This is a genomic window from Pseudomonas versuta (genome assembly GCF_001294575.1).
Lineage (GTDB): Bacteria > Pseudomonadota > Gammaproteobacteria > Pseudomonadales > Pseudomonadaceae > Aquipseudomonas > Aquipseudomonas versuta.
Genome location: NZ_CP012676.1, coordinates 2,831,180 through 2,855,601 on the forward strand (window position 1 = coordinate 2,831,180; position 24,422 = coordinate 2,855,601).

Annotated in this window: 26 protein-coding genes; 1 reads left to right on the plus strand and 25 read right to left on the minus strand. The window is 59.4% G+C overall.

All coding sequences use genetic code 11. From position 1 onward, the window contains the following. Positions 1-76: 76 nt before the first annotated feature. The 20 genes from AOC04_RS12570 to fliL form a co-directional block, all read right to left on the minus strand. Entirely contained in the window at positions 77-865 is a 789-nt protein-coding gene (locus AOC04_RS12570) for a ParA family protein (protein WP_060693824.1), read from the minus strand. A gap of 50 nt (positions 866-915) precedes the next feature. Then, positions 916-1,806 (minus strand): flagellar motor protein MotD, encoded by an 891-nt coding sequence (motD, locus tag AOC04_RS12575; protein ID WP_060693826.1) that lies wholly within the window; start codon positions 1,804-1,806, stop codon positions 916-918. Between the two features lie 2 nt (positions 1,807-1,808). Continuing rightward, positions 1,809-2,549, minus strand: a complete 741-nt coding sequence (locus AOC04_RS12580) for a flagellar motor protein (protein ID WP_060693828.1) — start codon at positions 2,547-2,549, stop codon at positions 1,809-1,811. Further along, positions 2,549-3,679, minus strand: a complete 1,131-nt coding sequence (locus AOC04_RS12585) for a protein-glutamate methylesterase/protein-glutamine glutaminase (protein ID WP_060693830.1) — start codon at positions 3,677-3,679, stop codon at positions 2,549-2,551. Before AOC04_RS12585 ends, AOC04_RS12580 begins: the two co-directional genes overlap by 1 nt. Before the next feature lie 47 nt (positions 3,680-3,726). After that, complete coding sequence (locus AOC04_RS12590; protein ID WP_060693832.1) at positions 3,727-5,889, minus strand: chemotaxis protein CheA; 2,163 nt, start codon at positions 5,887-5,889, stop codon at positions 3,727-3,729. A gap of 70 nt (positions 5,890-5,959) precedes the next feature. Continuing rightward, positions 5,960-6,748 (minus strand): protein phosphatase CheZ, encoded by a 789-nt coding sequence (locus tag AOC04_RS12595; RefSeq protein ID WP_060693835.1) that lies wholly within the window; start codon positions 6,746-6,748, stop codon positions 5,960-5,962. A 20-nt stretch (positions 6,749-6,768) separates the two neighbouring features. Next, positions 6,769-7,140 (minus strand): chemotaxis response regulator CheY, encoded by a 372-nt coding sequence (locus AOC04_RS12600; RefSeq protein ID WP_162232793.1) that lies wholly within the window; start codon positions 7,138-7,140, stop codon positions 6,769-6,771. Positions 7,141-7,348: 208 nt separating this feature from the next. Beyond that, the gene (gene fliA / locus AOC04_RS12605; protein ID WP_237178951.1) at positions 7,349-8,092 is read right to left on the minus strand and encodes an RNA polymerase sigma factor FliA; all 744 of its coding nucleotides are present in this window, start codon (positions 8,090-8,092) and stop codon (positions 7,349-7,351) included. After that, entirely contained in the window at positions 8,089-8,919 is an 831-nt protein-coding gene (gene fleN / locus AOC04_RS12610; RefSeq protein ID WP_060696945.1) for a flagellar synthesis regulator FleN, read from the minus strand. Before fleN ends, fliA begins: the two co-directional genes overlap by 4 nt. Positions 8,920-9,036: 117 nt before the next feature. Continuing rightward, entirely contained in the window at positions 9,037-10,350 is a 1,314-nt protein-coding gene (gene flhF, locus AOC04_RS12615; protein WP_060693841.1) for a flagellar biosynthesis protein FlhF, read from the minus strand. A gap of 11 nt (positions 10,351-10,361) precedes the next feature. After that, a complete protein-coding gene (gene flhA / locus AOC04_RS12620) occupies positions 10,362-12,491 on the minus strand; it encodes a flagellar biosynthesis protein FlhA (protein ID WP_060696946.1) in 2,130 nt (709 codons plus the stop codon). Positions 12,492-12,710: 219 nt separating this feature from the next. Next, a complete protein-coding gene (locus AOC04_RS12625; RefSeq protein WP_060693843.1) occupies positions 12,711-13,280 on the minus strand; it encodes a hypothetical protein in 570 nt (189 codons plus the stop codon). A 109-nt stretch (positions 13,281-13,389) separates the two neighbouring features. Then, on the minus strand, positions 13,390-14,526 hold the full coding sequence (flhB, locus tag AOC04_RS12630; protein ID WP_060693845.1) for a flagellar biosynthesis protein FlhB: 1,137 nt from the start codon (positions 14,524-14,526) through the stop codon (positions 13,390-13,392). Positions 14,527-14,528: 2 nt separating this feature from the next. After that, positions 14,529-15,311 carry a flagellar biosynthetic protein FliR gene (gene fliR, locus AOC04_RS12635; protein WP_060693846.1) on the minus strand — a complete coding sequence of 261 codons (783 nt, stop codon included), beginning with the start codon at positions 15,309-15,311 and terminating at the stop codon, positions 14,529-14,531. Beyond that, the gene (gene fliQ / locus AOC04_RS12640) at positions 15,312-15,581 is read right to left on the minus strand and encodes a flagellar biosynthesis protein FliQ (RefSeq protein WP_003441876.1); all 270 of its coding nucleotides are present in this window, start codon (positions 15,579-15,581) and stop codon (positions 15,312-15,314) included. It abuts the gene before it with no gap. Positions 15,582-15,605: 24 nt separating this feature from the next. Next, positions 15,606-16,349, minus strand: coding sequence for a flagellar type III secretion system pore protein FliP (gene fliP, locus AOC04_RS12645; RefSeq protein WP_060693848.1), 744 nt, complete (start codon positions 16,347-16,349; stop codon positions 15,606-15,608). After that, a complete protein-coding gene (gene fliO / locus AOC04_RS12650) occupies positions 16,349-16,789 on the minus strand; it encodes a flagellar biosynthetic protein FliO (RefSeq protein ID WP_060693851.1) in 441 nt (146 codons plus the stop codon). Before fliO ends, fliP begins: the two co-directional genes overlap by 1 nt. Continuing rightward, positions 16,790-17,254: a flagellar motor switch protein FliN gene (gene fliN / locus AOC04_RS12655; RefSeq protein WP_060693852.1), complete on the minus strand. Its 465-nt coding sequence runs from the start codon at positions 17,252-17,254 to the stop codon at positions 16,790-16,792. A 49-nt stretch (positions 17,255-17,303) separates the two neighbouring features. Continuing rightward, complete coding sequence (fliM, locus tag AOC04_RS12660; RefSeq protein WP_060693854.1) at positions 17,304-18,272, minus strand: flagellar motor switch protein FliM; 969 nt, start codon at positions 18,270-18,272, stop codon at positions 17,304-17,306. Between the two features lie 9 nt (positions 18,273-18,281). Then, the gene (gene fliL / locus AOC04_RS12665) at positions 18,282-18,773 is read right to left on the minus strand and encodes a flagellar basal body-associated protein FliL (RefSeq protein WP_060693857.1); all 492 of its coding nucleotides are present in this window, start codon (positions 18,771-18,773) and stop codon (positions 18,282-18,284) included. Positions 18,774-18,993: 220 nt separating this feature from the next. Between fliL and AOC04_RS12670 the strand changes: the two genes are divergently transcribed. Continuing rightward, a complete protein-coding gene (locus AOC04_RS12670; protein WP_060693859.1) occupies positions 18,994-19,905 on the plus strand; it encodes a bifunctional GNAT family N-acetyltransferase/nucleoside diphosphate kinase regulator in 912 nt (303 codons plus the stop codon). A 216-nt stretch (positions 19,906-20,121) separates the two neighbouring features. Here the strand turns inward: AOC04_RS12670 and AOC04_RS12675 are convergent, their stop codons facing one another. The 5 genes from AOC04_RS12675 to fliJ all read right to left on the minus strand — a co-directional run bounded on the left by AOC04_RS12675 (position 20,122) and on the right by fliJ (position 24,417). Further along, positions 20,122-21,393, minus strand: a complete 1,272-nt coding sequence (locus tag AOC04_RS12675; RefSeq protein ID WP_060693860.1) for a flagellar hook-length control protein FliK — start codon at positions 21,391-21,393, stop codon at positions 20,122-20,124. A 77-nt stretch (positions 21,394-21,470) separates the two neighbouring features. Beyond that, positions 21,471-21,833, minus strand: coding sequence for an Hpt domain-containing protein (locus AOC04_RS12680; protein WP_060693862.1), 363 nt, complete (start codon positions 21,831-21,833; stop codon positions 21,471-21,473). A gap of 30 nt (positions 21,834-21,863) precedes the next feature. Next, positions 21,864-23,561 (minus strand): ATP-binding SpoIIE family protein phosphatase, encoded by a 1,698-nt coding sequence (locus tag AOC04_RS12685; RefSeq protein WP_060693864.1) that lies wholly within the window; start codon positions 23,559-23,561, stop codon positions 21,864-21,866. Beyond that, the gene (locus tag AOC04_RS12690; RefSeq protein ID WP_060693866.1) at positions 23,558-23,860 is read right to left on the minus strand and encodes an STAS domain-containing protein; all 303 of its coding nucleotides are present in this window, start codon (positions 23,858-23,860) and stop codon (positions 23,558-23,560) included. The genes AOC04_RS12685 and AOC04_RS12690 overlap by 4 nt, the downstream gene beginning before the upstream one ends. A 104-nt stretch (positions 23,861-23,964) precedes the next feature. Continuing rightward, positions 23,965-24,417, minus strand: coding sequence for a flagellar export protein FliJ (gene fliJ, locus AOC04_RS12695; protein WP_060693868.1), 453 nt, complete (start codon positions 24,415-24,417; stop codon positions 23,965-23,967). Positions 24,418-24,422: the final 5 nt, after the last annotated feature.

Genomic DNA, 24,422 nt, shown 5'->3' on the forward strand with positions numbered 1-24,422 from the left:
CCACTCAACTGTCTCGCGACCGAGACCTTGAGACGTTATCGGCCGTGCCCGTCGAGTACTTGAATGCACGCTCACCTCAAACCGCCTGTGGCGCAAGCTGGCGGGTCAATACATGTTTGAGCAATGCCCGGTAGGCGATCACCCCACGGCTTTTTTCGTCAAACTGCGAGGGTGTCTGCCCTGCCCGGCTGGCATCACGCAGGCGCGTGTCGACCGGGACAAAGCCCTGCCACAGGGTGTCGGGATACACATCGCGCAACACCCGCAGGGTGCTCATGGAGGCTTGAGTGCGGCGGTCGAACAATGTCGGCACGATGCAGAACGGCAGCTCCTGCTGGCGCGAGCGGTTGATCATGCGCAGGGTATGGACCATGCGCTCCAGGCCCTTGAGCGCCAGATGCTCGGTTTGCACCGGGATGATCAGCTGCTGGCTGGCCGCCAATGCATTGACCATCAGCACCCCCAGAATCGGCGGGCTGTCGATGATGGCGTAGTCATAGTCCTGCCACAGTTGCGCCAGGCTACGGGCGATCACCAGGCCCAGACCACTCTGCCCCGGCGCCTGACGCTCCAGGGTTGCCAGCGCAGTGGTCGCTGGCAACAAGGCAATGTTCGGGTGACTGGTGGGCAGCAGCAATTGCGCAGCCAGGCCTTGGGGCACCTGGCCCTGGTGCAGAAACAAGTCGTACACGCTGTGCTCAAGGGCATCGGGGTCATAACCGAAATAGCTGGTCATGGAACCGTGCGGGTCGAGGTCGACCACTACCACGCGCTTGCCCGCCTCAGCCAGCAAACCGGCCAGAGCGATGGATGTGGTGGTCTTGCCGACTCCACCTTTTTGATTGGCTACTGCCCAGACTCTCATTTTGTTGTTCCTCCCGGCTGCGAACGTGCCGGCCGAGAATTGACATGCACTTATAGGGGCGGCGACGGGGAATTGACGGCATTCCCTGGAACCAGCGGCTTTGTTTGAGGCGGTGCAGTTTGTGTGCCAGCCCGCTTCAGGGCGGCATCGGGTGTTGCGTGAGCAGTCCCCACGCCGGTCAGGCTGCGCCGTACTTCCAGGTTGCGCGATACCACCAGCACCACCCGGCGATTGAGCGCGCGCCCCTCTGGCGTGGCGTTGTTGGCCACCGGCTGAAATTCGCCGTAGCCCACCGATGCCATGCGTGCAGGGTTGACGCCCTGCATCGCCAGCATGCGCACGATGCTCGACGAACGCGCCGAGGACAGCTCCCAGTTGGTCGGGTACTGCGCAGTCCGGATGGGCAAATCGTCGGTAAAGCCCTCGACGTGAATCGGGTTGTCGAACGGCTTGAGGATCGCTGCCACCTTGTCGATGATGTTGAACGCCACATTGCTGGGCATGGCGTCGCCGCTGCCAAACAACAGGCTGGAGTTGAGTTCGATCTCGACCCACAGTTCGTTGCCGCGCACCGTCAATTGCCTGGAAGCGATCAGGTCGCCGAAGGCGGTGGTGATGTCATCGGCAATGGTTTTGAGCGGATCATCAGGAATCTGCCCCAGACCGGCGTCGGTGTGCTCGCTGTCTTTGATCAACGGTTCTGCCGGCGTGGTCGTCAGTGGGCGCTCATCGCCCACGGGGATTGGCTTGACGCTGCGCTCGCTGTCATTGAAGGCCCCGACCAGGGCCTGGGAAATCACCTTGTACTTGCCTTCGTTGATCGACGAAATCGAGTACATGACCACAAAAAAAGCAAACAGCAGAGTAATGAAATCCGCGTAGGACACCAGCCAGCGTTCATGATTGACGTGCTCATCAGCGGAGCGGCGACGGCGACTCATAGTTAACCCACAAAGCCCTGGAGCTTGAGTTCGATGGAGCGCGGGTTTTCGCCTTCGGCAATCGACAGGATGCCTTCGAGCATCATCTCGCGATACAGCGACTGGCGCAGGGCAATTGCCTTGAGCTTGCTGGCAATGGGCAGCAGCACCAGGTTGGCACTGGCGACCCCGTAAATGGTGGCCACAAACGCCACTGCAATACCGCTGCCCAACTGAGCCGGATCAGCCAGATTGCCCATCACGTGGATCAGGCCCATCACCGCACCGATGATGCCGATGGTCGGCGCATACCCGCCCATGCTTTCAAAAACTTTGGCGGCCTCGATATCGCGGCTTTCGCGGGTCATGTAATCGACCTCCAGCACACTGCGGATCGCTTCAGGCTCTACACCGTCGACCAGCAATTGCAGGCCTTTGCGTGAATAGCTGTCAGGCTCGGCATCGGCCACGCTTTCGAGGCCCAGCAGCCCCTCCTTGCGGGCCGTAAGGCTCCAGTTGACGACCCGGTCAATGCCGGCAGCCATATCGATGCGCGGCGGAAACAGAATCCAGACCACATCTTTCATCGCCCGCTTGAAGGCAGTCACGGGCGACTGCAGCATCGCCGCGCCTACCGTGCCACCCAACACAATCAATGCCGCCGGGCCATTGGCCAGAGCCCCCAGATGCCCACCTTCCAGGTAGTTGCCGCCGATGATTGCGACGAAGGCCATGATGATGCCGATCAGGCTGAGCACGTCCATCAGTGACAGGCCTCGACCAGGTAGCGGCCGACATCGTCAAGGCTGTACACCCCATCGGCCAGGCCAGCTTTGACGATGGCCATGGGCATGCCGTAGATCACGCAGCTGGCTTCGTCCTGCGCCCACACCGTACTGCCGCCCTGCTTGAGCAGACGTGCACCTTCACGGCCATCGGCGCCCATGCCGGTCAAGACCACCGCCAAAACTTTGTCACCATAGGCCTTGGCCGCAGAACCGAAGGTGATATCAACGCAGGGTTTGTAGTTCAGGCGTTCATCGCCCGGGAGAATTCTCACCGTGCCACGCCCATCGATCATCATCTGCTTGCCGCCGGGGGCTAGCAGCGCCAGGCCAGGACGCAGCATATCGCCGTCTTCGGCTTCCTTGACGCTGATCCGGCACAGCTTGTCCAGACGTTCGGCAAAGGCTTTGGTAAAGGCCGCCGGCATGTGCTGGACCAGCACGATCGGGGCCGGAAAATTACCCGGCAACTGGGTCAGGACCCGCTGCAAGGCCACCGGGCCGCCCGTTGAGGTGCCGATAGCCACCAGCTTGTAGGCCTTGCGCTTTGGCGCAGGCGATGCCGCTGCCGGCGCAGCACGACTGGCCACCGGCGTGGTACGCACCGGGGCTGGCGTGGCGCCAGGCACTGCCAAACCGCCCGGGGCCGGACGGCTGGCAACAGGCGCCGGCATGGCCGCTGGTGGAGCACTGTAGCTGGACAGGCGACGGTTACTGCGCGAAATGCTGTGAACCTTTTCGCACAGCAACTGCTTGACCTTCTCGGGGTTGCGCGAGATGTCTTCAAAATTTTTCGGCAGGAAATCCACGGCCCCGGCGTCCAGCGCATCGAGGGTCACGCGGGCGCCTTCATGGGTCAGCGAAGAGAACATCAACACCGGCGTCGGGCAGCGCTGCATGATATGACGCACCGCCGTAATGCCGTCCATCAACGGCATTTCGTAGTCCATGGTGATCACATCGGGCTTGAGCGCCAGCGTCTGATCAATGGCCTCTCTGCCATTGGTGGCGGTACCGATCACCTGAATGGTTGGATCGGCCGACAGAATTTCCGAGACGCGGCGGCGGAAAAAACCGGAATCATCCACCACCAGGACCTTGACTACCATAAACACTCCGTTAGGCGGTACGAGGTGCACCGCCGGTGCCACCAGAATCAAATACGCCGCGAAGCGTAGTGCTTGAGCATGCTCGGGACATCCAGGATCAGGGCAATGCGGCCGTCACCGGTGATGGTGGCGCCCGACATGCCAGGCGTGCCCTGGAGCATTTTGCCCAACGGCTTGATTACCACTTCTTCCTGACCGACCAGTTGATCGACCACAAAGCCAATGCGCTGGGTGCCCACCGAGAGAATCACCACATGCCCTTCGCGCTGCTCTTCATGGGCCGCAGAGGCCACCAGCCAGCGCTTGAGGTAGAACAATGGCAATGCCTTGTCACGCACGATGACCACTTCCTGGCCATCGACCACATTGGTACGCGACAGGTCGAGGTGGAAGATTTCGTTGACGTTGACCAGCGGGAACGCGAACGCCTGATTGCCCAGCATGACCATCAGGGTCGGCATGATCGCCAGGGTCAGCGGTACCTTGATCACGATTTTCGAACCGCGCCCCAGGGTCGACTCAATGCTCAGCGAGCCATTGAGCTGGGCGATCTTGGTTTTCACCACGTCCATGCCCACGCCACGCCCGGACACATCGGAGATCTCGGTTTTGGTCGAGAAGCCAGGAGCAAAAATCAGGTTGAAGCAATCGTTCTCGCTCAGGCGATCGGCAGCGTCCTTGTCCATCAAGCCTTTTTTTACCGCAATGGCGCGCAACACGTTGGCGTCCATCCCTTTGCCGTCATCAGAGATCGACAGCAGGATATGGTCGCCTTCCTGCTCGGCGGACAGAATCACCCGGCCGCAGCGCGATTTACCGGCAGCTTCACGCTCTTCAGGGGTTTCACAACCGTGGTCGACCGCGTTGCGCACCAAGTGCACCAGCGGATCGGCCAGGGCCTCGACCAGGTTTTTGTCGAGGTCGGTTTCTTCGCCCACCAGCTCCAGGCTGATTTCTTTTTTCAACTGTCGCGCCAGATCCCGAACCAGACGCGGGAAGCGGCCGAACACTTTCTTGATCGGCTGCATGCGGGTCTTCATGACCGCGGTCTGCAGATCGGCAGTCACCACGTCAAGATTGGACAACGCCTTGGCCATCGCTTCGTCGTGGCTGTTGAGGCCCAGGCGCACCAGACGGTTACGTACCAGCACCAATTCGCCGACCATGTTCATGATGTCGTCCAGCCGCGCAGTATCAACCCGCACAGTGGTTTCGGCTTCAGAGGCCACCGGCTTTTCTGCGCTGGCCGCCAGTGCCCGGGGCGCCACGGCACGGGGAGCCTCGGGCGCACTGGCTACCGGAGCCGGCGCCTGGGCGGCTGCAACCGCTGCAACCGCAGGGCTCTGGGCAGAAAACTGGCCTTTGCCGTGCAACTCATCGAGCAGTGCTTCAAATTCGTGATCGCTGATGTGATCCGGGCTGACAGGCTCGTCAACCTGGTCAGGTGCCGCCACCAACGCATCGGTATTGAATGAACCTTTGCCATGCAACTGATCAAGCAAGGCTTCGAATTCGTCGTCGGTGATCTCATTGCTCACCGCCTCCGGCACCACAGGGACCGGCTCTGGCGCGACACTGGCAACCGCATCGGCGCGGAACTGGCCCTTGCCGTGTAACTGGTCGAGCAGCGACTCGAATTCGGCATCGCTGATTTCATCGCTGGCGGTTGGCGCTACAGGTGCCGGTGCGGGCTCGGCTGCAGCAGCCTTGACCGCATTGAGTGAGTCCAGCAGCATTTCAAATTCGTCATCGGTGATATCGCTGTTGTCGCTGGCCACCGATTCGGCAACCGCAGCCGGTGCGGCAACCGTCTGCACTGAAGCAGGCTCGGCCAGGCGCGCCAGGGCAGCCAGCAACTCAGGGCTTGCCGGCGTAATCGGGCTACGCTCGCGCACCTGGGTAAACATGCTGTTAACCGCATCCAGGGCTTCAAGAACCACGTCCATCAACTCCGAATCGACGCCACGCTCACCCTTGCGCAGGATGTCGAAAACGTTCTCGGCGATGTGGCAGCACTCCACCAACTCATGGAGCTGCAGGAAGCCGGCGCCCCCTTTTACAGTGTGAAAACCGCGAAAAATTGCATTGAGCAGGTCCGCGTCATCCGGTCGGCTTTCAAGCTCGACCAGCTGTTCGGACAGCAGCTCTAGAATCTCGCCGGCTTCAACCAGGAAATCCTGAAGGATTTCTTCATCGGCGCCGAAGCTCATGTACGTGCTCCTTGAAGTAGGACCTTTCGACGCCGGGACGGGTAACCCTTCCCGAGCGCCTACACAGTGCCTAGAAACCTAAACTGGAAAGCAAATCGTCAACATCATCCTGGCCGGACACGACATCATCACGTTTATCGGCATGAATCTGCGGACCTTCACCCTTAGTCAGGTTTTTTTGCGAATTATTTTCTGCGAGCAGTGCAGCACGGTCATGTTCGATCCCTGCAAAGCGATCGACCTGACTGGCCATCAGCACCAGCTTGAGCAAATTGCTTTCCACATCGGTCACCAGTTGCGTGACACGCTTGATCACCTGACCGGTGAGGTCCTGGTAATCCTGGGCGAGCAAAATGTCAGTGAGGTTGGCGGACACAACGTTGTTATCGGCTTCGCTGCGCGTCAAAAAGCTGTCAACCCGACGCGCCAGCTCGCGAAACTCCTCGGCGCCGACTTCTCGGCGCATAAAGCGCCCCCAGTCTGCGCTCAGGGCCTTGGCCTCGTTGCCCAGTCCATTGACCAGCGGTGTGCTGTTTTCTACCAGATCCATGGTTCGATTGGCCGCAGCTTCGGTCAGCTTCACAACATAAGCCAAACGTTCGGCGGCATCGGTGATCTGCGACACTTCTTCAGCGCGCGGCATGTTCGGATCGATGTGGAAGTTGACAATCGAGCTGTGCAACTCACGGGTCAGCTTGCCGACCTCCTGGTACAGGCCGCGATCGCGCGCCTGGTTCAGCTCATGAATCAGTTGCACCGCATCGCCAAACTTGCCCTTCTCAAGGCTGTCGACCAATTCGCGAGCATGCTTTTTCAGGGTCGACTCAAACTCGCCCTGTGTCGCTTCTTGATGCTCCATAGCGCCCCCCGGGAAACCGTTCAACCGATTCGATCAAAGATTTTTTCGATCTTGTCTTTGAGTGCGATGGCAGTGAACGGCTTGACCACATAGCCGTTGACCCCGGCCTGGGCCGCCTCGATGATTTGTTCGCGCTTGGCTTCAGCGGTCACCATCAGTACGGGCAGGTGCTTGAGTTTTTCGTCGGCACGCACATGGCGCAACAGCTCGATACCGGTCATGCCCGGCATGTTCCAGTCCGTCACCAGAAAGTCGATGTTGCCCAGGTTAAGGATCGGCAACGCCGTGATGCCGTCGTCCGCCTCCACCGTGTTGGTGAATCCGAGGTCACGCAACAGATTTTTAATGATCCGGCGCATCGTTGAGAAATCATCAACGATGAGGATCTTCATGTTCTTGTCCAATTCGACCTCCAAGCAGTCTTAAACGCGTTCCGTCTCTGGAAGCGCCATTCAATCAATCCGGTTTCGCACACGCCATGAATCAACGGTGGGAGCGGACTTGCGCGCGATGCAGGCAACGCGGCCTGCCTGACACACCGCGTCGCTCCCATCGCGGGCAAACCCGCTCCCACCGTAAATCAGCGTTTTCCCGCTAGTTTCAGTTCGCCCGCCACTGGCTCAGGCGCGCCCGCAATCGGGCTGCGCACTGGCTGTGCAACTGGCTGACGCGCGATTCGCTAACCCCCAGCACCTCGCCGATCTCCTTGAGGTTCAGCTCCTCGTCGTAATACAACGCCAGGACCAGACGCTCGCGCTCCGGCAACAGGCTGATCGCATCGGCCAATGCCGCCTGGAAACGCTCATCTTCCAGGTCGCGCGAGGGTTCAAGGTGAGCACTCGCGCCATCCTCATGCAGCCCTTCGTGTTCGCCGTCCTGCAACAGATCGTCGAAGCTGAACAGGCGACTGCCCAGGGTGTCATTCAAAATGGCGTAATAATCGTCGAGGCTTAACTGAAGTTCGGCCGCAACCTCGTGATCTTTAGCGTCACAGCCGGTTTTTGCTTCAATTACCCGAATTGCATCACTGACCATGCGCGTATTGCGGTGCACCGAGCGCGGAGCCCAATCGCCCTTGCGCACCTCATCGAGCATCGCGCCGCGGATGCGGATACCGGCATAGGTCTCGAAGCTCGCGCCCTTGGTGGCGTCGTATTTGGTCGACACTTCGAGCAGGCCAATCATCCCGGCCTGGATCAGATCGTCCACCTGTACGCTGGCGGGCAAACGCGCTAACAGGTGATAGGCGATACGCTTGACCAACGGTGCGTAGCGTTCGATCAGCTCATACTGGCTGTCACGCGACGACTTGCTGTACATGCGATAGCCGCTGGCGGTCATCAGTGCCGTCCCCCGCCTGCCTGTTGAACCAGACGCTCGACAAAGAATTCCAGGTGGCCCCGGGGATTGGCCGGCAGCGGCCAGGTGTCGACTTTCTGGGCGATGGCCTTGAACGCCAGCGAGCACTTGGAACGCGGAAATGCTTCATACACGGCACGCTGTTTTTGCACGGCCTTGCGCACACACTCGTCGTAGGGCACTGCGCCCACGTATTGCAGGGCAACATCCAGAAAACGGTCGGTAACCTTGGTCAATTTAGCGAACAGGTTGCGACCTTCCTGGGGGCTCTGGGCCATGTTGGCCAGCACCCGGAAACGGTTCATCCCGAAATCGCGGTTCAGCAGCTTGATCAGCGCGTAGGCATCGGTGATCGAGGTCGGTTCGTCACACACCACCAGCAGTACTTCCTGGGCTGCGCGCACGAAACTCACCACTGAGTCGCCGATCCCGGCAGCGGTGTCGATCACCAGCACATCGAGGTTATCGCCCAGGTCACTGAAGGCCTGTATCAGGCCGGCATGCTGGGCCGGGCTCAGGTTGACCATGCTCTGGGTGCCCGAGGCGGCCGGCACGATGCGGATTCCGCCGGGGCCCTGGAGCAGTACGTCGCGCAGCTCGCAACGACCCTCGACCACATCGGCCAGAGTGAACTTGGGGGTCAGTCCGAGCAGGACATCGACGTTCGCCAAACCCAGGTCGGCGTCCATCAACATGACGCGCCGGCCCATTTCTGCCAGCGCGATGGACAAGTTGACTGACACGTTAGTTTTACCGACGCCACCCTTGCCGCCGGTCACTGCGATCACCTGTACGGGATGCATGCTGCCCATGATCATTTTTTACCTTGTCTTTCTTAGACGCGGCTACAAAGCTGGCTGCGCGTGCCCACTGGCACAACACCTTGCAGACCATCGATGTAGGTACATTGGTACAAAATCTTGACTACCTCAGCCGACCTGTTTGGGAGGGCTTTGATAGATATCAGCGAACATATCGGCCATGGCCTCTTCGCTGGGTTCTTCCTGCATTTGCACACTCACCGCCCGGCTCACCAATTGGTGACGACGCGGCAAGTGAAGATCATCGGGGATCCGCGGACCATCCGTGAGATAGGCCACCGGCAGCCCGTGGCTGATCGCCAGGCTCAGTACCTCCCCCAGACTCGCCGTTTCATCCAGCTTGGTCAGAATGCAACCGGCCAGCCCGCACCGTTTGTAACTGAGGTAGGCCGCCGCCAACACCTGCTTCTGGCTGGTGGTAGCCAGTACCAGATAATTGCGCGCCTTGATGCCACGCCCTGCAAGACTTTCAAGTTGCAGGCGCAGCGCCGGGTCGCTGGCTTGCAAGCCGGCGGTATCAACCAGCACCACGCGCTTGCGCACCAACGGCTCAAGGGTCTGGCCCAACGACTGGCCAGGCGCCACGTGAGTCACGGGTACATTGAGAATGCGGCCCAAGGTTTTGAGTTGCTCCTGGGCACCGATCCGGAAGCTGTCCATGCTCACCAATGCAATATTCTGCGCGCCGTACTTGAGGACATAACGCGCTGCCAGCTTGGCCAGGGTCGTGGTTTTACCCATCCCTGCCGGGCCAACCATCGCAATCACACCGCCCTCTTCCAGCGGTTCAAGCTCAGGGGTGGCGATCATCCGTGCCAGGTGGGCCAGCAACATCCGCCACGCCTGACGCGGCTCTTCGATTTCAGCCACTTGTGCCAACAGGTCCCGCGACAGCGGCCCGGACAAGCCGATACGCTGTAAACGACGCCATAAATTCGCTTGTGCAGGCCGCGAGACTTGCATCTGGTTCCAGGCCAGCGAGCCCAACTGCACTTCGAGCAACTCACGCAGTACATTGAGTTCCGAGCGCATGTTGTCGAAGGCACGCTGGTCCATCGATGGCGCGGCCACCGGTGCCGGACGCGCAGGCTCCTGCAGTGCCTGCTCGGTCAAGGGTTCAGCGGCGGTCAGCGGCAGGCCGGCAAACAGCTGGCGGCTGACATCGGCATCGCCCTCAACGCGCAAACTCAACTCGGCCCGGGCCGAGACAATGCTGGACTGGGTCTTGCGCAGCTCTTCTTCCAGCTCGATATTCGGTACACGGGGTGCCAGCGCAGACAGCTTGTAGTCCAGCGCGGCAGTCAGTTCCACGCCCCCGGCGATACGGCGGTTACCGATAATGGCGGCGTCGGCCCCCAATTCATCACGAATCAGCTTCATGGCCTGACGCATGTCGGCGGCGAAAAATCGCTTCACTTGCATAAATCAAACCCTCAGCCGTTAGGGCCTACTGTCGCAACAATCGTGACTTGCTTGTTATCAGGGATTTCCTGGTACGCGAGCACATGCAGGTTAGGCACCGCCAGGCGTCCAAACCGCGAAAGCATCGCGCGTACCGGGCCTGCCACCAGCAAGATCACCGGGTTGCCTTGCATCTCCTGACGCTGGGCGGCGTCGATCAGCGAGCGCTGGAGTTTTTCAGCCATGCTCGGCTCCAGCAACACGCCCTCTTCCTGGCCTTGTCCGGCCTTTTGCAAACTATTGAGCAATATTTGTTCCAACCTTGGTTCCAAGGTGATCACAGGCAGCTCAGACTCAACGCCTACAATGCTTTGCACGATTGCGCGGGACAGCGCGACGCGCACGGCTGCAACCAAAGCGGCAGTATCTTGACTCTTGTGGGCATTGTTCGCGACGGCTTCGGCAATGCTGCGAATGTCGCGCACCGGCACCTGCTCTGCCAACAAGGCCTGCAACACTTTGAGCAACTGCGACAGGCTCAAAATCCCCGGCACCAACTCTTCGGCCAGCTTGGGCGAGGCCTTGGCCAGCAACTGCATCAACTGCTGCACTTCTTCATGACCGATCAACTCATGGGAGTGCTTGTACAGAATCTGGTTCAGGTGAGTGGCCACCACAGTGCTGGCATCCACTACGGTATAGCCCAGCGATTGCGCCTGACTGCGCTGGCTGACTTCGATCCACACGGCTTCCAGACCAAAGGCCGGGTCTTTGGTGGTGATCCCGTTGAGCGTGCCGAATACCTGCCCCGGGTTGATCGCCAGCTCGCGATCGGGGTAGATCTCGGCCTCGGCCAGAATCACCCCCATCAAGGTCAGGCGGTAGGCGCTGGGGGCCAGATCGAGGTTGTCGCGGATGTGCACGGTGGGCATCAGAAAGCCCAGGTCCTGAGACAGCTTTTTACGCACGCCCTTGATCCGTGCCAGCAACTGCCCACCCTGATTGCGGTCCACCAGCGGAATCAGGCGGTAACCGACCTCCAGCCCGATCATGTCGATGGGCGTTACGTCATCCCAGCCCAGCTCCTTGCTCTCCTGGGCGCGGGCCGGCGAAGGCAGCAGCTCTTGTTGGCGCTGCACTTCTTGCAGGGCCTGGACCTTGACCACGTTCTGTTTTTTCCACATCAGGTACGCCACGCCCCCCGCAACGGCGGCCAGGCTCAGGAACGAGAAGTGCGGCATGCCCGGCACAATCCCCATGACCGCCATTAAACCGGCCGACACCGCCAGCGCCTTGGGCGAGGCAAACATCTGCCGATTGATCTGCTTGCCCATGTCTTCGGAGCCGGAAGCACGGGTCACCATGATCGCAGCTGCAGTGGACAGCAAAAGCGATGGCAACTGCGCCACCAAACCGTCACCGATGGTGAGCAAGGCATACACCTTGCCGGCCTCGCTGAAGGTCATGCCGTGCTGGAAGATACCGACGGCCATGCCGCCGATCAGGTTGATGAACAGAATCAGCAAACCGGCGATGGCGTCACCGCGCACGAACTTGCTGGCGCCGTCCATAGAACCGTAGAACTCGGCTTCCTGGGCCACTTCCTGACGACGCTGCTTGGCCTGTGGCTGATCGATCAGGCCGGCATTGAGGTCGGCGTCGATCGCCATTTGCTTGCCGGGCATGGCATCCAGGGTGAAACGGGCACTCACCTCGGAAATACGCCCGGCGCCCTTGGTCACCACGACGAAGTTGATGATCATCAAAATCGCGAACACGACGATACCGACCACGTAGTTGCCGCCGATCACCACCTCACCGAAAGCCTGAATCACCTTGCCCGCGGCGCCGTGACCTTCCTGGCCGTGAAGCATCACCACCCGGGTCGATGCCACGTTGAGCGCCAGGCGCATTAACGTGGCAACCAGCAAAATGGTGGGGAACACTGCAAAGTCCAGCGGTCGCAGGGCGTACACGCACACCAGCAACACCACAATCGACAGCGCAATGTTGAAGGTAAAAAACACGTCCAGCAGGAAGGCCGGAATTGGCAACATCATCATTGCCAGCATCACCAGCAGCAACAACGGCACGCCCAACTGTCCATGACCCAAACCGGCCAGACCGTTGCGTGCGGTGTTGATTAACTGAGAGCGATCCAATGACATTGCGACAAACCTTTAGCAAACTTTTGACGCCAGATGCGCCGTAAAGCCAGCTTGTGCAAGAAACCTTCCAACTTAGGCAAATGGCCATGCCTATATTTCAGAGCTGCCGGGCGGCAGTCATATATGCATAACCCTGTAGGAGCGAGCTTGCTCGCGAGCTGTTTGTCTGCAGATTGAAAAGCTCGCTCCTACGGTCAAACGTGGCGCCGCAAATCAGTTCCACCACCACTCCCCCAGATCAATCACCAGGCACGCGCTGCTGCTGGACCGGAACACCACATCCAGCTTGCGATTGGGTTCATAGCGCTCGGATCCGCGACCGCCGATTAAAATTGCACCGCAACGCCCGTCGCGTATGTGCGAGGGCTCTTCCCACACCGGGACGCTGTCCAACTGCAGCTGGCGTATCAGCTTGTAGAGGATAAAACTGCGCACGCAGCGGCCATTGATGCCTTCGAAACTCAACGACTTGCGTAAAAAAGACAAAATCGAATCACGCTCTTTGTAGCAGCGCTCCATGATTGCGCCGTAGTACTGCTCCCTTCCGAGACCATGCGGCACAGTCGGCAACGAGATCACCGCCAGCAAGTTCGAACCCTCGGTGCTGAAACCGACAATATGGCGCCCTTTCAATTGATCCAGCCAGAAAATCGCAAAAGTGCCGTCCAGAGCAGGAAACTTCGGAAACAGCCCTTCGAGATCGACGTGAGCAATGTCACGCGAATCGCTAAGTGCATAGGTTCTGATCGAACTTTCAGGAATAAGGGTTAACTCGATCGGCATCGCACTCTCCATGGCCTGCACGCGAATAAATGAAAAACTCGCAACTCCAAGTTAAGCAGGTTTACGCCAAGCCTCTACCGACAATGGATGACAGGCATCCATCAGCACGCTACTGATCACGCCGTAAATCCGCCGGGATCGGCAAATCCTTCAGAGGATCCGGACGCTTGCCACGGCCCGCCTGGTATTGACGTATCTGGTACACATAAGCCAACACCTGGGCCACGGCTAGATACAACCCGGCCGGGATTTCCTGCTCCAGCTCCGTGGAGTGGTAAATCGAGCGCGCCAGCGCCGGGGATTCAAGCAGCAAAATATTATGTTTGGCACCAATCTCGCGAATCTTGAGCGCCAGAAAATCGCTGCCCTTGGCCAGCAGCATCGGCGCTGCGCCTTTCTCAGGGTCGTATTTCAGCGCTACGGCATAGTGCGTCGGGTTGGTGATGATGACGTCCGCATCCGGGATGGCGCTCATCATGCGCCGCTGGCTCATTTCCCGTTGCAGCTGGCGAATCCGTTGCTTGACCTCCGGCCGCCCTTCCTGATCCTTGTGTTCGTCACGCACTTCTTGCTTGGTCATCAGCAGCTTTTTGTGGCTTTCCCACAGCTGCACCGGTACGTCCACCGCCGCAATCAGAATCAACCCGCAGGCCATCCACAAGGCGCTCCAGGCAACCACTTGCAGGCTGTGAATCACCGCCAGCTCCAAAGGCTCATGGGCAATGCGCAGCAAATCGTCAATGTCGGACTGCAGCACCAGCAAGGCAACGATCAGGATGATGAAGAACTTGGCCAGCGCTTTGAGCAGCTCGACCAGTGCCTTGGCCGAGAACATGCGCTTGATCCCGGCAGCCGGGTTCATGCGGCTGAACTTGGGCGCCAGGCTGCCGGCAGCGAACAGCCAGCCGCCCAGTGCGATGGGCCCGACCAGGGCGGCGATCAACAAGGTAACCAGTACCGGCTGCACGGCCAGCAGGGCAACCTTGCCCGAGTGCAGCAAAGCCAGCCCCATGGCGTCGGGGTTGAGCAGCGCCTCGCGACTGATGCTGAAGTTGTAGCGCATCAGATCCATCATGTCCCGTGCCAGCGCGCCGCCAAAAATCAGCAACCCGATAGAGCCCGCCAGCATGATGGCCAGGGTATTCAGCTCTTTGGAGCGTGCGATCTCTCCCTTTTCCCTGGAGTCTTTCTTTCGTTTCTCCGTGGGGTCTTCTGTTTTATCGGCACCGCTCTCGCTTTCTGCCATGGCTATCGCGCCTGTGCCAGCTCACGTAAAAACTGCAAGGCCTCGGAGGCCAGCGGTTGATACTGATTGAGAATATCCGCCAGGCCGATCCACAGGATCACCATGCCCAGCACCAGAGTCAGCGGAAAACCGATCGAGAAGATATTGAGTTGCGGCGCCGCCCGGGTCATCACACCAAAGGCGATGTTGACCACCAGCAACGCAGTAATGGCAGGCAGCACCAGCAACAATGCGGCACCCAGCACCCAGCCCAGCTTGTTGGCGATTTCCCAGTAGTGATTGGTCAACAAGCCACCGCCCACCGGCAAGGTCGTGAAGCTCTCAGTAAGCACCTCGAAGACCACCAGATGGCCGTTCATGGACAGAAACAACAAGGTCACGAGCATGGTGAAGAACTGCCCGATGACCGCCACATTGACCCCGTTGGCCGGGTCGACCATAGATGCGAAGCCCATGCCCATCTGGATCGCGACAATTTGCCCGGCCACCACGAACGCCTGAAAAAACAGCTGCAGCGAGAAGCCCAGCAACGCACCGATGATGATTTGCTCGGCAATCAGCATCAGGCCACTGAGGTCCAGCGGGTTGACGGCCGGTAATGGCGGCAAGCTGGGCATGATTGCCAGGGTGATCGCCAATGACAGAAACAGCTTGATGCGCTTGGGCACCAGGGTCGTACCGATGATCGGCATGGTGGTCAGCAACGCACCTACCCGGAACAGCGGCAGCATAAAACTGGCGACCCAGGTACTGATCTGCGCGTCGGTCAGGGCGAGCAGCGACATTTAGCCGATCAACTGCGGAATGCTGCCGTACAACTGCAGGATGTATTCCATAAAGGTTTGCACCAGCCAGGGACCGGCGACGATCAAGGTCACCAGCATCACCAGCAATCGCGGGAGAAAACTCAGGGTTTGCTCGTTGATCTGGGTGGCTGCCTGGAACATGGCCACCAACAGCCCGACCAACAAACTGGGAACGACCAGCACCGCGACCATCACCGTGGTCAGCCACAGCGCGCTGCGAAACAGATCAACCGCGACTTCTGGGGTCATTGCGCATTACTCCCGGTCATGGGGTCAAACTCCGCCGAAACTGCTGGCCAGGGTGCCGATAATCAACGCCCAGCCATCCACCAGTACAAACAGCATGATTTTGAACGGCAGCGAAATGATCAGCGGCGACAGCATCATCATGCCCATGGCCATCAGCACACTGGCCACCACCAGGTCGATGATCAAAAACGGGATAAAAATCATGAAGCCGATCTGGAACGCGGTTTTCAACTCAGAGGTCACGAACGCCGGTACCAGAATGGTCAAGGGCGCGGCATCCGGAGTGGCGATGTCGGTACGCTTGGACAGGCGCATAAACAGTTCGAGGTCGCTGGAGCGGGTCTGCGCCAGCATAAAGTCCTTGATCGGGACTTCAGCCTTGAGAATGGCGTCCTGGGCCGAGAGTTTTTCTGCCAGATAAGGCTGCAAGGCGTCCTGATTCACCCGGTCAAACACTGGCGCCATGATGAACATGGTCAGGAACAGCGCCATTCCGGTGAGAATCTGGTTTGACGGCGTTTGTTGCAGCCCCAGCGCCTGACGCAGGATCGAAAACACAATGATGATCCGCGTGAAGCTGGTCATCAGCATGACGAACGCCGGGATAAAGCTCAGCGCGGTCATGATCAGCAAAATCTGCAGGCTGACCGAGTACTCTTGCTGGCCGTTGGCCCCGGTGCCCAAGGTGATCGCCGGAATCGACAACGGGTCGGCCCCGAACGCCACAGGCGCAAGCAATGCCAACAACAGCGCGACGACTAAACGCATTACGGCTTGTCCTTTTGCTGACCCAGTACTTCCATCAATCGCCGGGCAAATTCAGGGGTTGCCGACTGCGAGGTACTTGGCACCTGGACCGGCTCCTTGAGCACGTGCAAAGGGGTGATACGACCGGGTGTAAGACCGAGCAGAATCTGTTCATTGCCCACCTGCACCAGCACCAGCCGGTCACGCGCACCCAGGGCCCGCGAGCTGATCAACTCAATCAGTTGCCCCTGACGCGGCCCGGTTTGCTGTACCCGACGCAGCAGCCAGGCCAGGGCAAAAATCAGCCCCAGCACCAACAACAAGCCCAGCACCAATTGCGTCAACTGCCCGCCGACGCCACTGCTGACCATGGGCGCGGCGACTACCGTGGCGCTTGCCGGCGGTTCGGCCGCCAGCACGCTCAGGGGTAAAGCCAGTAACCCGCAAAGAACCCGCTTCACTTAACGCAGCTTCTTGATGCGTTCGCTTGGACTGATCACGTCAGTCAGGCGGATGCCGAATTTTTCGTTGACCACCACCACTTCGCCATGGGCAATCAGGGTGCCGTTGACCAGCACATCCAGTGGCTCACCAGCCAGACGGTCAAGCTCGATGACCGAGCCCTGGTTGAGCTGCAACAGGTTGCGGATGTTGATGTCGGTGCTGCCCACTTCCATGGAGATGGACACCGGAATATCCAGAATCACATCCAGATTGGGGCCATCCAGGGTGACCGGCTCATTACTGCGCGGCACGCTGCCGAACTCTTCCATTGGCAAACGGTTGGAGGCCGGCTTGGTAGCCGCATCGGCCGCCAGCAGCGCGTCGATATCCGCCTGCCCGACGTCACCGGTTTCTTCCAGGGCAGCGGCCCATTCATCAGCCAGGGCCTGGTCTGCAGCACTTGTATCGTGTTCGTTAGCCATCGGGGTGACCTCGCATTCATTAACACAGCTATTGGGGGTGGATCGGCGCCTAGCGCCGTCCGATGGGCTCAATCACTTGCAAGGCCAGATTGCCTTTGTGCGAGCCCAGCTTGACCTTGAACGCAGGGACGCCATTGGCGCGCATCACCAGTTCGTCTTGTAACTCGATAGGGATCACATCCCCCGGCTGCATGTGCAATATGTCGCGCAGACGCAATTGACGGCGGGCAACGGTGGCGCTCAGCGGCACGCTGACATCCAGCACGTCTTCGCGCAAAGCCTTGCTCCAGCGCTCGTCCTGATCGTCGAGATCGGACTGAAACCCGGCGTCGAGCATCTCGCGCACCGGCTCGATCATCGAGTACGGCATGGTGACGTGCAGATCGCCGCCACCGCCGTCGAGTTCGATGTGAAAGGTTGACACCACAATGGCTTCGCTGGGCCCGACGATATTGGCCATGGCAGGGTTCACTTCCGAGTTGATGTACTCGAAATTGACTTCCATGATCGCCTGCCAGGCTTCCTTCAAATCGATGAAGGCCTGCTCCAGCACCATGCGCACTACCCGTAATTCGGTAGGGGTGAATTCACGGCCCTCGATCTTGGCGTGACGGCCGTCACCGCCGAAGAAGTTGTCTACCAGCTTGAACACCAGCTTGGCGTCGAGGATAAACAGCGCGGTGCCGCGCAATGGCTTGATCTTGACCAGGTTCAGACTGGTGGGTACGTACAGCGAGTGCACGTATTCACCGAACTTCATGACCTGCACCCCGCCCACCGCTACGTCTGCCGAGCGGCGCAGCATGTTGAACATGCTGATACGGGTGTAACGGGCGAAACGTTCGTTGATCATTTCCAGGGTCGGCATGCGCCCCCGGACAATCCGGTCCTGACTGGTCAGGTCGTAACTTTTGACACTGCCGGGTTCGGCAGCTGCTTCGGCCTGTACCAGGCCATCATCGACACCATGCAACAGCGCGTCGATCTCATCCTGGGACAGCAGGTCTTGCACGGCCATGTCGTGATCCTACTGCAATACAAAGTTAGTAAAGAGCACCTGATCGACAACCACTTTTCCGAGTTCTTTTTGCGCTACTTCCTGCACGGCGGCAGTGGCTTTCTGACGAAGTATTTCTTGGCCGACCGGCGTCGCCAGATCATCAAAGGTTTGCCCGGAGAACAGCATCACCAGATTGTTGCGGATCACTGGCATGTGCACCTTGAGTGCATTGAGGTCATTCAGGTCGCGTGCTTGCAAGGTCATGCTCACTTGCATATAGCGCTGGCGACCGTTGGCGTTGTAATTGACCACGAAGGCCGGCGCCATGGGTTCATAAATCGCCGGGAGCTTGATGTTTGCGTCAACGACAGGCGCCGCCTCACTCTTGGGGCTGCTCACGAAATACCAGGTGGCCCCCACAGACAGGCCGATCGCCAGCAGCACCGCCACGGCAATCAGGATAATCAGCTTTAAATTGCCTTTCTCGGCAGGGTCCTTCACTACGTCGCTCGTCGCCATGCCAATAATCCGTCGCTTTTCGGTTTTCACAGATGCTCGGGTAGGCAGAGCAAGTGTTATGCCAGAAGTGTCGGGATGCCGCAGAACGATGGTTTGCCGCGAACTTTCCAGGCTGCTCGGCATTACTCGCGTAATGCCTTAAAATAGCCGGTTGCCGAAAGAACCGTTATGGCCATAGCCATGAAGGGCTTTCATCCTTTTACAAATAAGTGTGTTGAAGATGAACAAGCCTTTCATTTCTCTGTGCCCTGAAATTACTCGGGCGCACGCGCTGACGCTGATGGATTGGTTGGAGGATGAGCGCGTTACCTGCTATCTGAGCGATTCGCGTCATGTCTCCCGCTCCATCGGGCAAGCCATCGATCGGACTCAATTGCCGATCCTGACCCATCTATTCAACCGGGGCGGCCGATTCTTCATGGCCTATGACCGGCATGACGCTCCGGTGGGCTTTGTCCGTCTAATCAAGACCGGCCCCAATTGCGAAATAGTCCTGGTCATCGGAGACAGCGACAAATGGGGCCGAAACCTTGGCGCCCGCACAATCCGCGAAGGCATGAAACTGGCCTTCCTCGACATGCGGGCCGAGAAGCTCATCGCCAAGATCCACCCCGACAACGCGCGCTCGCTGAAAGCCTTTGTGCGCAGCGGCTTTGTGCTTGAGAGCGAAACGCCGACATTGAAGTCGTTTTCCATGACCGCGGGGCGCTATCGCCAGTTCTTGCGCGAAGGTGCCGTTGGCGACTCCACCAGGATTTACATCACTGAAATCGACAAGGCCAGGCTCGAGAGTCTGATCGCGCTCGAGCAATCACCGGCCATTGTTGAACTCGAACATGAACTTGAGCGAGCCATTGTCGTCAAGCCGCAGCAAGTGGCGAGCAATGTCGTCACGATGAACTCCAGGGCCTTGCTGCAACTGGACGACGAAGAGATCGAAGTGGCCTTGGTCTACCCGGAAGATGCAGACAGCAACGCGGGGAAACACTCGGTGTATTCCGACATCGGCGCCGCCATTCTGGGCTATCAGGAGGGGGATGCCATCGACTGGCGAATTGCTGATCGGACCCGCCGGATTGAGATAAGGAAAGTGCTTTACCAGCCGGAGGCTGCGGGCCATTTCCACCTGTAATTGCGACTATTGCTCAGTGTTCGCCCATCAGGCGCGAGGACCCCGAAAGACGGGCCCTCGCTTTGCGCGCATGAGCGGCCCATGGGATAGCGTAAGCCGGTTGCCAAAGGCAGGGGGCGGCAGGACAGACCTGACCGCCCCCTGCGTCCGTTTTAATGCTCTAAATCCAGAGCCCGCTCGCTCCTACACAGGCAAAGGCAAGACAGTGGCGGGGTTTTACGCGTAGTAATCTACGGCGCTGGAGCCGATAACCACACTCGGCGCTACGGCCTCTGTGGCAGCCATTACCCGCTCATCCTCACCGGCGCCATCAAGCCGTTGACCACCGGAACGGCTTTGGGCCTGTTGTTCCTGGCCCTGGCCCTGCCAGTTGCGTGACTGATCAGACACGTTAACGTCGACCTGCCCCATGCCCTGCTGGGCGAACATTTCACGCAAGCGGTGCATCTGGCTGTCCAGTGCCTCGCGCACTCCGGCGTGAGCACTGACAAAGTTGACCTGCGCCGCCTGGTCGGGCGATAGGTTCACCCGGATATCCAGGCGCCCCAATTCAGCAGGCTCCAGCTGGATATCCGCCGATTTCAGGTTGGCGCTGGACAGGTACATCACCCGATTGACCACTTCTTCAGTCCAGCCACTCTGGTGCATGGCCAACGGCTGGTTGACCGGCAGTGCATTGGCGGTTTTTGGCACCGCCGCCTGGGTGAGTGCGGCCAGGCGACTGGCGAAGTCATCCACACGGGTATCGCTGGATGCGCTTTTCAGATCTTTGAGGCCATCATCGACCAGCCCCTTGAACGCTTCCTCACCGCCCTCGCCGAAAGCTGAGCCGTCGGTTTTCGGATCGAGCAGCATGGCAACAGCACCGGCTTGCCCCGCAACTGTAGAAGGCGAACTTTCCAGAGAGGCGTTTTTGCCCGGCGCATGACTGCCGGCCGAGACATGCCCGCCCTGCTCCATTGCCAGGCGTACAGCAGGCATGTCGTCGAGGGGGTCGGCTTCTGGATCGAAACCGTCATCAGCCACCGGTGGAGGCTGAAGCTGTGCCTGTGCGGCGGCAGCCAGTTGCGCAGACTGAATGTCGAGCGGTACCGGCTGTGCCGGTTCTACCGGCACCGAAGCTTCAGCCGCAGGCGCTGGCACTGCAGCCACAGGTGCCTCTTTGCTCACCTCGCCAGCACCCTCGTCCTGATCGGCACTGTCGGCACTACCGGGTTTGCCACCAGGCAAGGGTTTGCCGCTATCGGCAACGGCTGACGGCTTTTGCGGGACCTTATCGCTGCCCTGATCATGCTTGGCAACCGCCCCTGGTGACTGCTCGCGCATACCGCTGGCGGGCCTGGTTTCAGTCACTTTGGCATACACCCGGGAAAAGTGTACAGCCCCGGATTTAGCGGGTTCTGCAGCGGTCTGGGGGATTTTGGCCGCAGGGGTTTTGGACGCAGCAGCGCCAGGGGTCTGAAGAAAGGGATTGGCGGCGAGTGGCATTGACAGGTCTCCACTGTACGGCTGGCGTAGGTACAGGTGGATCAGTCAGAGCAAGGTTCGGGCCAGCTTTGGCAGAATCAGCCAGAGGCAAAATTGGACGAGCCGAAACGCTGGCGCTCGGCACGATAGAGTCGACGCACCATCTGGTATTCATCGTCGATTTTGATCACCAGCTCCTCGATACCGGCCAGCTGCTTCTTTTGCGCCCGCTCTTCGAGCAGACCGCAAAGATGCGCCAAACGAATGGCGCCCATGTTACTGCTGCTGCCTTTGAAGCTGTGGGCGACCAGGGTCAGGTCGCAGGCTTCGTGAGTACTGTGCAGCTGGCCGAGACGCTCCTCGGAGTCCGAGAGAAAGGTATCGAGCAGGTCCGCAAACCCGCCTTCCATTACATCGCGCAGCGCACTGACTACTTTTGGATCCATATGTATATCGGACACTTGCTCACTCCTTGATCAAGAATGCTCGGATTATGCCAGAGCCTCCCATGAAAACTCTACGGTCGCACTGCGACCATCGCCTGACCAACGTGCTGCTGGGCACAGTTGTCGTACCAGACTCACACCACGCCCCGACAAACGGTCTAGATCAAGCGGTCTAGACAGCACCTTTGCAACATCAAAGCCTTCGCCACTGTCATCAACCTGCAACATTAGCCGTCCGCCCTGATGAACCGGTTCGATTTGCAGTTGCACCCGCACAAAGCCGCTCTGGAGCGCGTCCAGACGCTCATTACGGAGCCGGTAATAGTGGGTATAGCCGTGAATATCACGTTTGAGCCGTGAATCGAGGCCCAGAACCCCGTGCTCCAGTGCGTTGCTGTACAGCTCGGACAGCACCGCATGAATGACGGCACCCTGGGGGCGCAGGCCGTGAACCTCCATCAGTAATTGCAACAGGTAGGGCAGCGGATTGAATTGCCGGAGTGTGGACGCGCGAAACTCAAAGCTGGCCGACCAGTCCAGCGGGCTGCACTGGCCACTGTCGGAATAGAGCATGGCAGGCACTTGCGGACGCTGCGCCAGCTGCGAGGTGATCTGCACCATGCTCACATCATCCCGGGCGCAGCCCTGAAAGTCGTACAGCGCCCGCTCGACCTCGGCAATCAGCTGTTGCGGCTGGTGATTGGCATCCAGCACCTGCAGCAAGCGCTCCACCCCGAACAGTTGCTCATCCGGGCCACTGGTATCTACCACCCCGTCGCTCAGTAAAAACAGCTGATCGCCGGGCAGCATCGGCCAGACCTGGGTGCCATGATCAAATACACCAGCACGCAGCACCCCCAAAGGCAGGTGCTGTGAGGACAATGCCGTGCGCCGCCCCGTGGCCTGTGTTTGCAGATAGCCATCCGGCATCCCGCCGTTCCAGACTTCGACACTGCGCCGCTGCGCACTGACACACAGCACAGTGGCGCAGCAGAACATGTCGACAGGCAGGATGCGTTTGAGCTTGGCATTCATTTCGCGGAGCATTTCGCCCAGCCCGTACCCCTTGGCCGTCATGCTGTAAAACACTTCCGCCAACGGCATCGCCCCGATCGCAGCCGGCAGGCCGTGCCCGGTAAAGTCGGCCAGCAGCAAGTGGGTATCGCCGGTCGGGGTGTAGGCCGCCAGCAACAAATCACCATTGAACAGGGCATAGGGCGATTGCAGATAACGGATATTCGGCGCGCTCAGACAGCCCGCATGCGCCACCCGGTCAAACACCGCCTTGGCCACCCGCTGCTCGTTGAGCAAGTAATCGTTGTGCCTGGCAATCAGGTCGCGCTGCTGCAGGACGGTCTCTTGCAGGCGCCGCATCCGGTCCATCACGGTGATTTTCGCCGCCAGCAGCAAGGGGTTGTAAGGCTTGCTCAGCACATCGTCGCCGCCCGCCTCCAGACTGCGGGCCAGGGCATCGGCCTGATTCAGGGAAGTGAGAAAAATGATCGGCACCAGCACCTCGCCGGCCAACGCCTTGATCTGCCGGGCGGCTTCGAAACCGTCCATCACGGGCATCAAACCATCCATCAGCACCAGTTGTGGACGCTGGAGGGCAAACAGCGCTACGGCTTCAGCGCCATTGGCGGCGAGCAGCACGTTATGCCCCTGACGCTGCACAATGCTCGACAACAGCAGGCGGTCAGCGGTGCTGTCTTCGGCAATCAACACCGTCAGGGGAGTGTTCACGTGATATCGAACAGCTTGTCGAAGTTAGAGATGTTGAAAATTTTAAGCACATCCGGGTTGCTGTTGATGACCCGGATCTCGGAGTTATCGCCGCCGGCATGGTCACGCAGCAACAGCAGCATGCCCAGCGCCGAGCTGTCGACATAGGTGGCCTCCTTGAGGTCCACCACGCATTCAGTATCAGGGCCGAGTTTTTCGTAGGCGTCACGAAATTCTTGATGCTTGGCAAAGTCGAACCGGCCTTTGATCGCGATCGTCAGCTTACGGCTATCTGCGGAGAGTTCAGACGTCACTGCCATGGGGATGCTCCCGTGTCGGGTTGATCCGAAAACTATAGTCGTGCCGAACAAACTCTGTAGGCGCGAGCTTGCTTGCGAGCAGGCTCACTCCTACAGGAGGGGGGTCAGTAAGGGCTGTTACGCGGTAAACGCTGGGACAGTTCGTCCATCAGTTTTTGCTCGCGCTTGTCTTCCAGCTGACGGGCTTCTTCGGCGTAACGCTGGACCAGCTTGCGCAGCCCTTCCACCCGGGCATACGCCTGCTGCCAGGTTTCGCGGGCCTTGTCGAGATTGTTCTGATGCCACACCAGGCTCTGGCGCTGCTGGCCGACCGCAGTTTCAAGCTGGTTGAGAAAGTACTGATAGTTGCGCAACCATTGCCCGGTCACGCCCTGGCTGCCGCGCTCGACCCATTGCGCCTGATACTCCCCACGGAAGTTTTCCAGGTCGCCGAGCTTGCTGTTGGCCAGATTGACCTGCCCCTGAAAATGGCCAAGGCGCTGAGCGGCAGCCTTTTCGGTCTTTTCGGCCATGTCCACCACCGGCGCCAGACGCGCCGCCCTTCCATCACTGGCCATGGTCG

Bases quoted from the DNA above. Each gene is read 5' to 3' on its own strand.
- AOC04_RS12570 (WP_060693824.1), bottom strand. From the start codon at position 865: ATGAGAGTCTGGGCAGTAGCCAATCAAAAAGGTGGAGTCGGCAAGACC.
- motD (WP_060693826.1), bottom strand. From the start codon at position 1,806: ATGAGTCGCCGTCGCCGCTCCGCTGATGAGCACGTCAATCATGAACGC.
- AOC04_RS12580 (WP_060693828.1), bottom strand. From the start codon at position 2,549: ATGGACGTGCTCAGCCTGATCGGCATCATCATGGCCTTCGTCGCAATC.
- AOC04_RS12585 (WP_060693830.1), bottom strand. From the start codon at position 3,679: ATGGTAGTCAAGGTCCTGGTGGTGGATGATTCCGGTTTTTTCCGCCGC.
- AOC04_RS12590 (WP_060693832.1), bottom strand. From the start codon at position 5,889: ATGAGCTTCGGCGCCGATGAAGAAATCCTTCAGGATTTCCTGGTTGAA.
- AOC04_RS12595 (WP_060693835.1), bottom strand. From the start codon at position 6,748: ATGGAGCATCAAGAAGCGACACAGGGCGAGTTTGAGTCGACCCTGAAA.
- AOC04_RS12600 (WP_162232793.1), bottom strand. From the start codon at position 7,140: ATGAAGATCCTCATCGTTGATGATTTCTCAACGATGCGCCGGATCATT.
- fleN (WP_060696945.1), bottom strand. From the start codon at position 8,919: ATGGGCAGCATGCATCCCGTACAGGTGATCGCAGTGACCGGCGGCAAG.
- flhF (WP_060693841.1), bottom strand. From the start codon at position 10,350: ATGCAAGTGAAGCGATTTTTCGCCGCCGACATGCGTCAGGCCATGAAG.
- AOC04_RS12625 (WP_060693843.1), bottom strand. From the start codon at position 13,280: ATGCCGATCGAGTTAACCCTTATTCCTGAAAGTTCGATCAGAACCTAT.
- flhB (WP_060693845.1), bottom strand. From the start codon at position 14,526: ATGGCAGAAAGCGAGAGCGGTGCCGATAAAACAGAAGACCCCACGGAG.
- fliR (WP_060693846.1), bottom strand. From the start codon at position 15,311: ATGTCGCTGCTCGCCCTGACCGACGCGCAGATCAGTACCTGGGTCGCC.
- fliQ (WP_003441876.1), bottom strand. From the start codon at position 15,581: ATGACCCCAGAAGTCGCGGTTGATCTGTTTCGCAGCGCGCTGTGGCTG.
- fliP (WP_060693848.1), bottom strand. From the start codon at position 16,349: ATGCGTTTAGTCGTCGCGCTGTTGTTGGCATTGCTTGCGCCTGTGGCG.
- fliN (WP_060693852.1), bottom strand. From the start codon at position 17,254: ATGGCTAACGAACACGATACAAGTGCTGCAGACCAGGCCCTGGCTGAT.
- fliM (WP_060693854.1), bottom strand. From the start codon at position 18,272: ATGGCCGTGCAAGACCTGCTGTCCCAGGATGAGATCGACGCGCTGTTG.
- fliL (WP_060693857.1), bottom strand. From the start codon at position 18,773: ATGGCGACGAGCGACGTAGTGAAGGACCCTGCCGAGAAAGGCAATTTA.
- AOC04_RS12670 (WP_060693859.1), top strand. From the start codon at position 18,994: ATGAACAAGCCTTTCATTTCTCTGTGCCCTGAAATTACTCGGGCGCAC.
- AOC04_RS12675 (WP_060693860.1), bottom strand. From the start codon at position 21,393: ATGCCACTCGCCGCCAATCCCTTTCTTCAGACCCCTGGCGCTGCTGCG.
- AOC04_RS12690 (WP_060693866.1), bottom strand. From the start codon at position 23,860: ATGGCAGTGACGTCTGAACTCTCCGCAGATAGCCGTAAGCTGACGATC.
- fliJ (WP_060693868.1), bottom strand. From the start codon at position 24,417: ATGGCCAGTGATGGAAGGGCGGCGCGTCTGGCGCCGGTGGTGGACATG.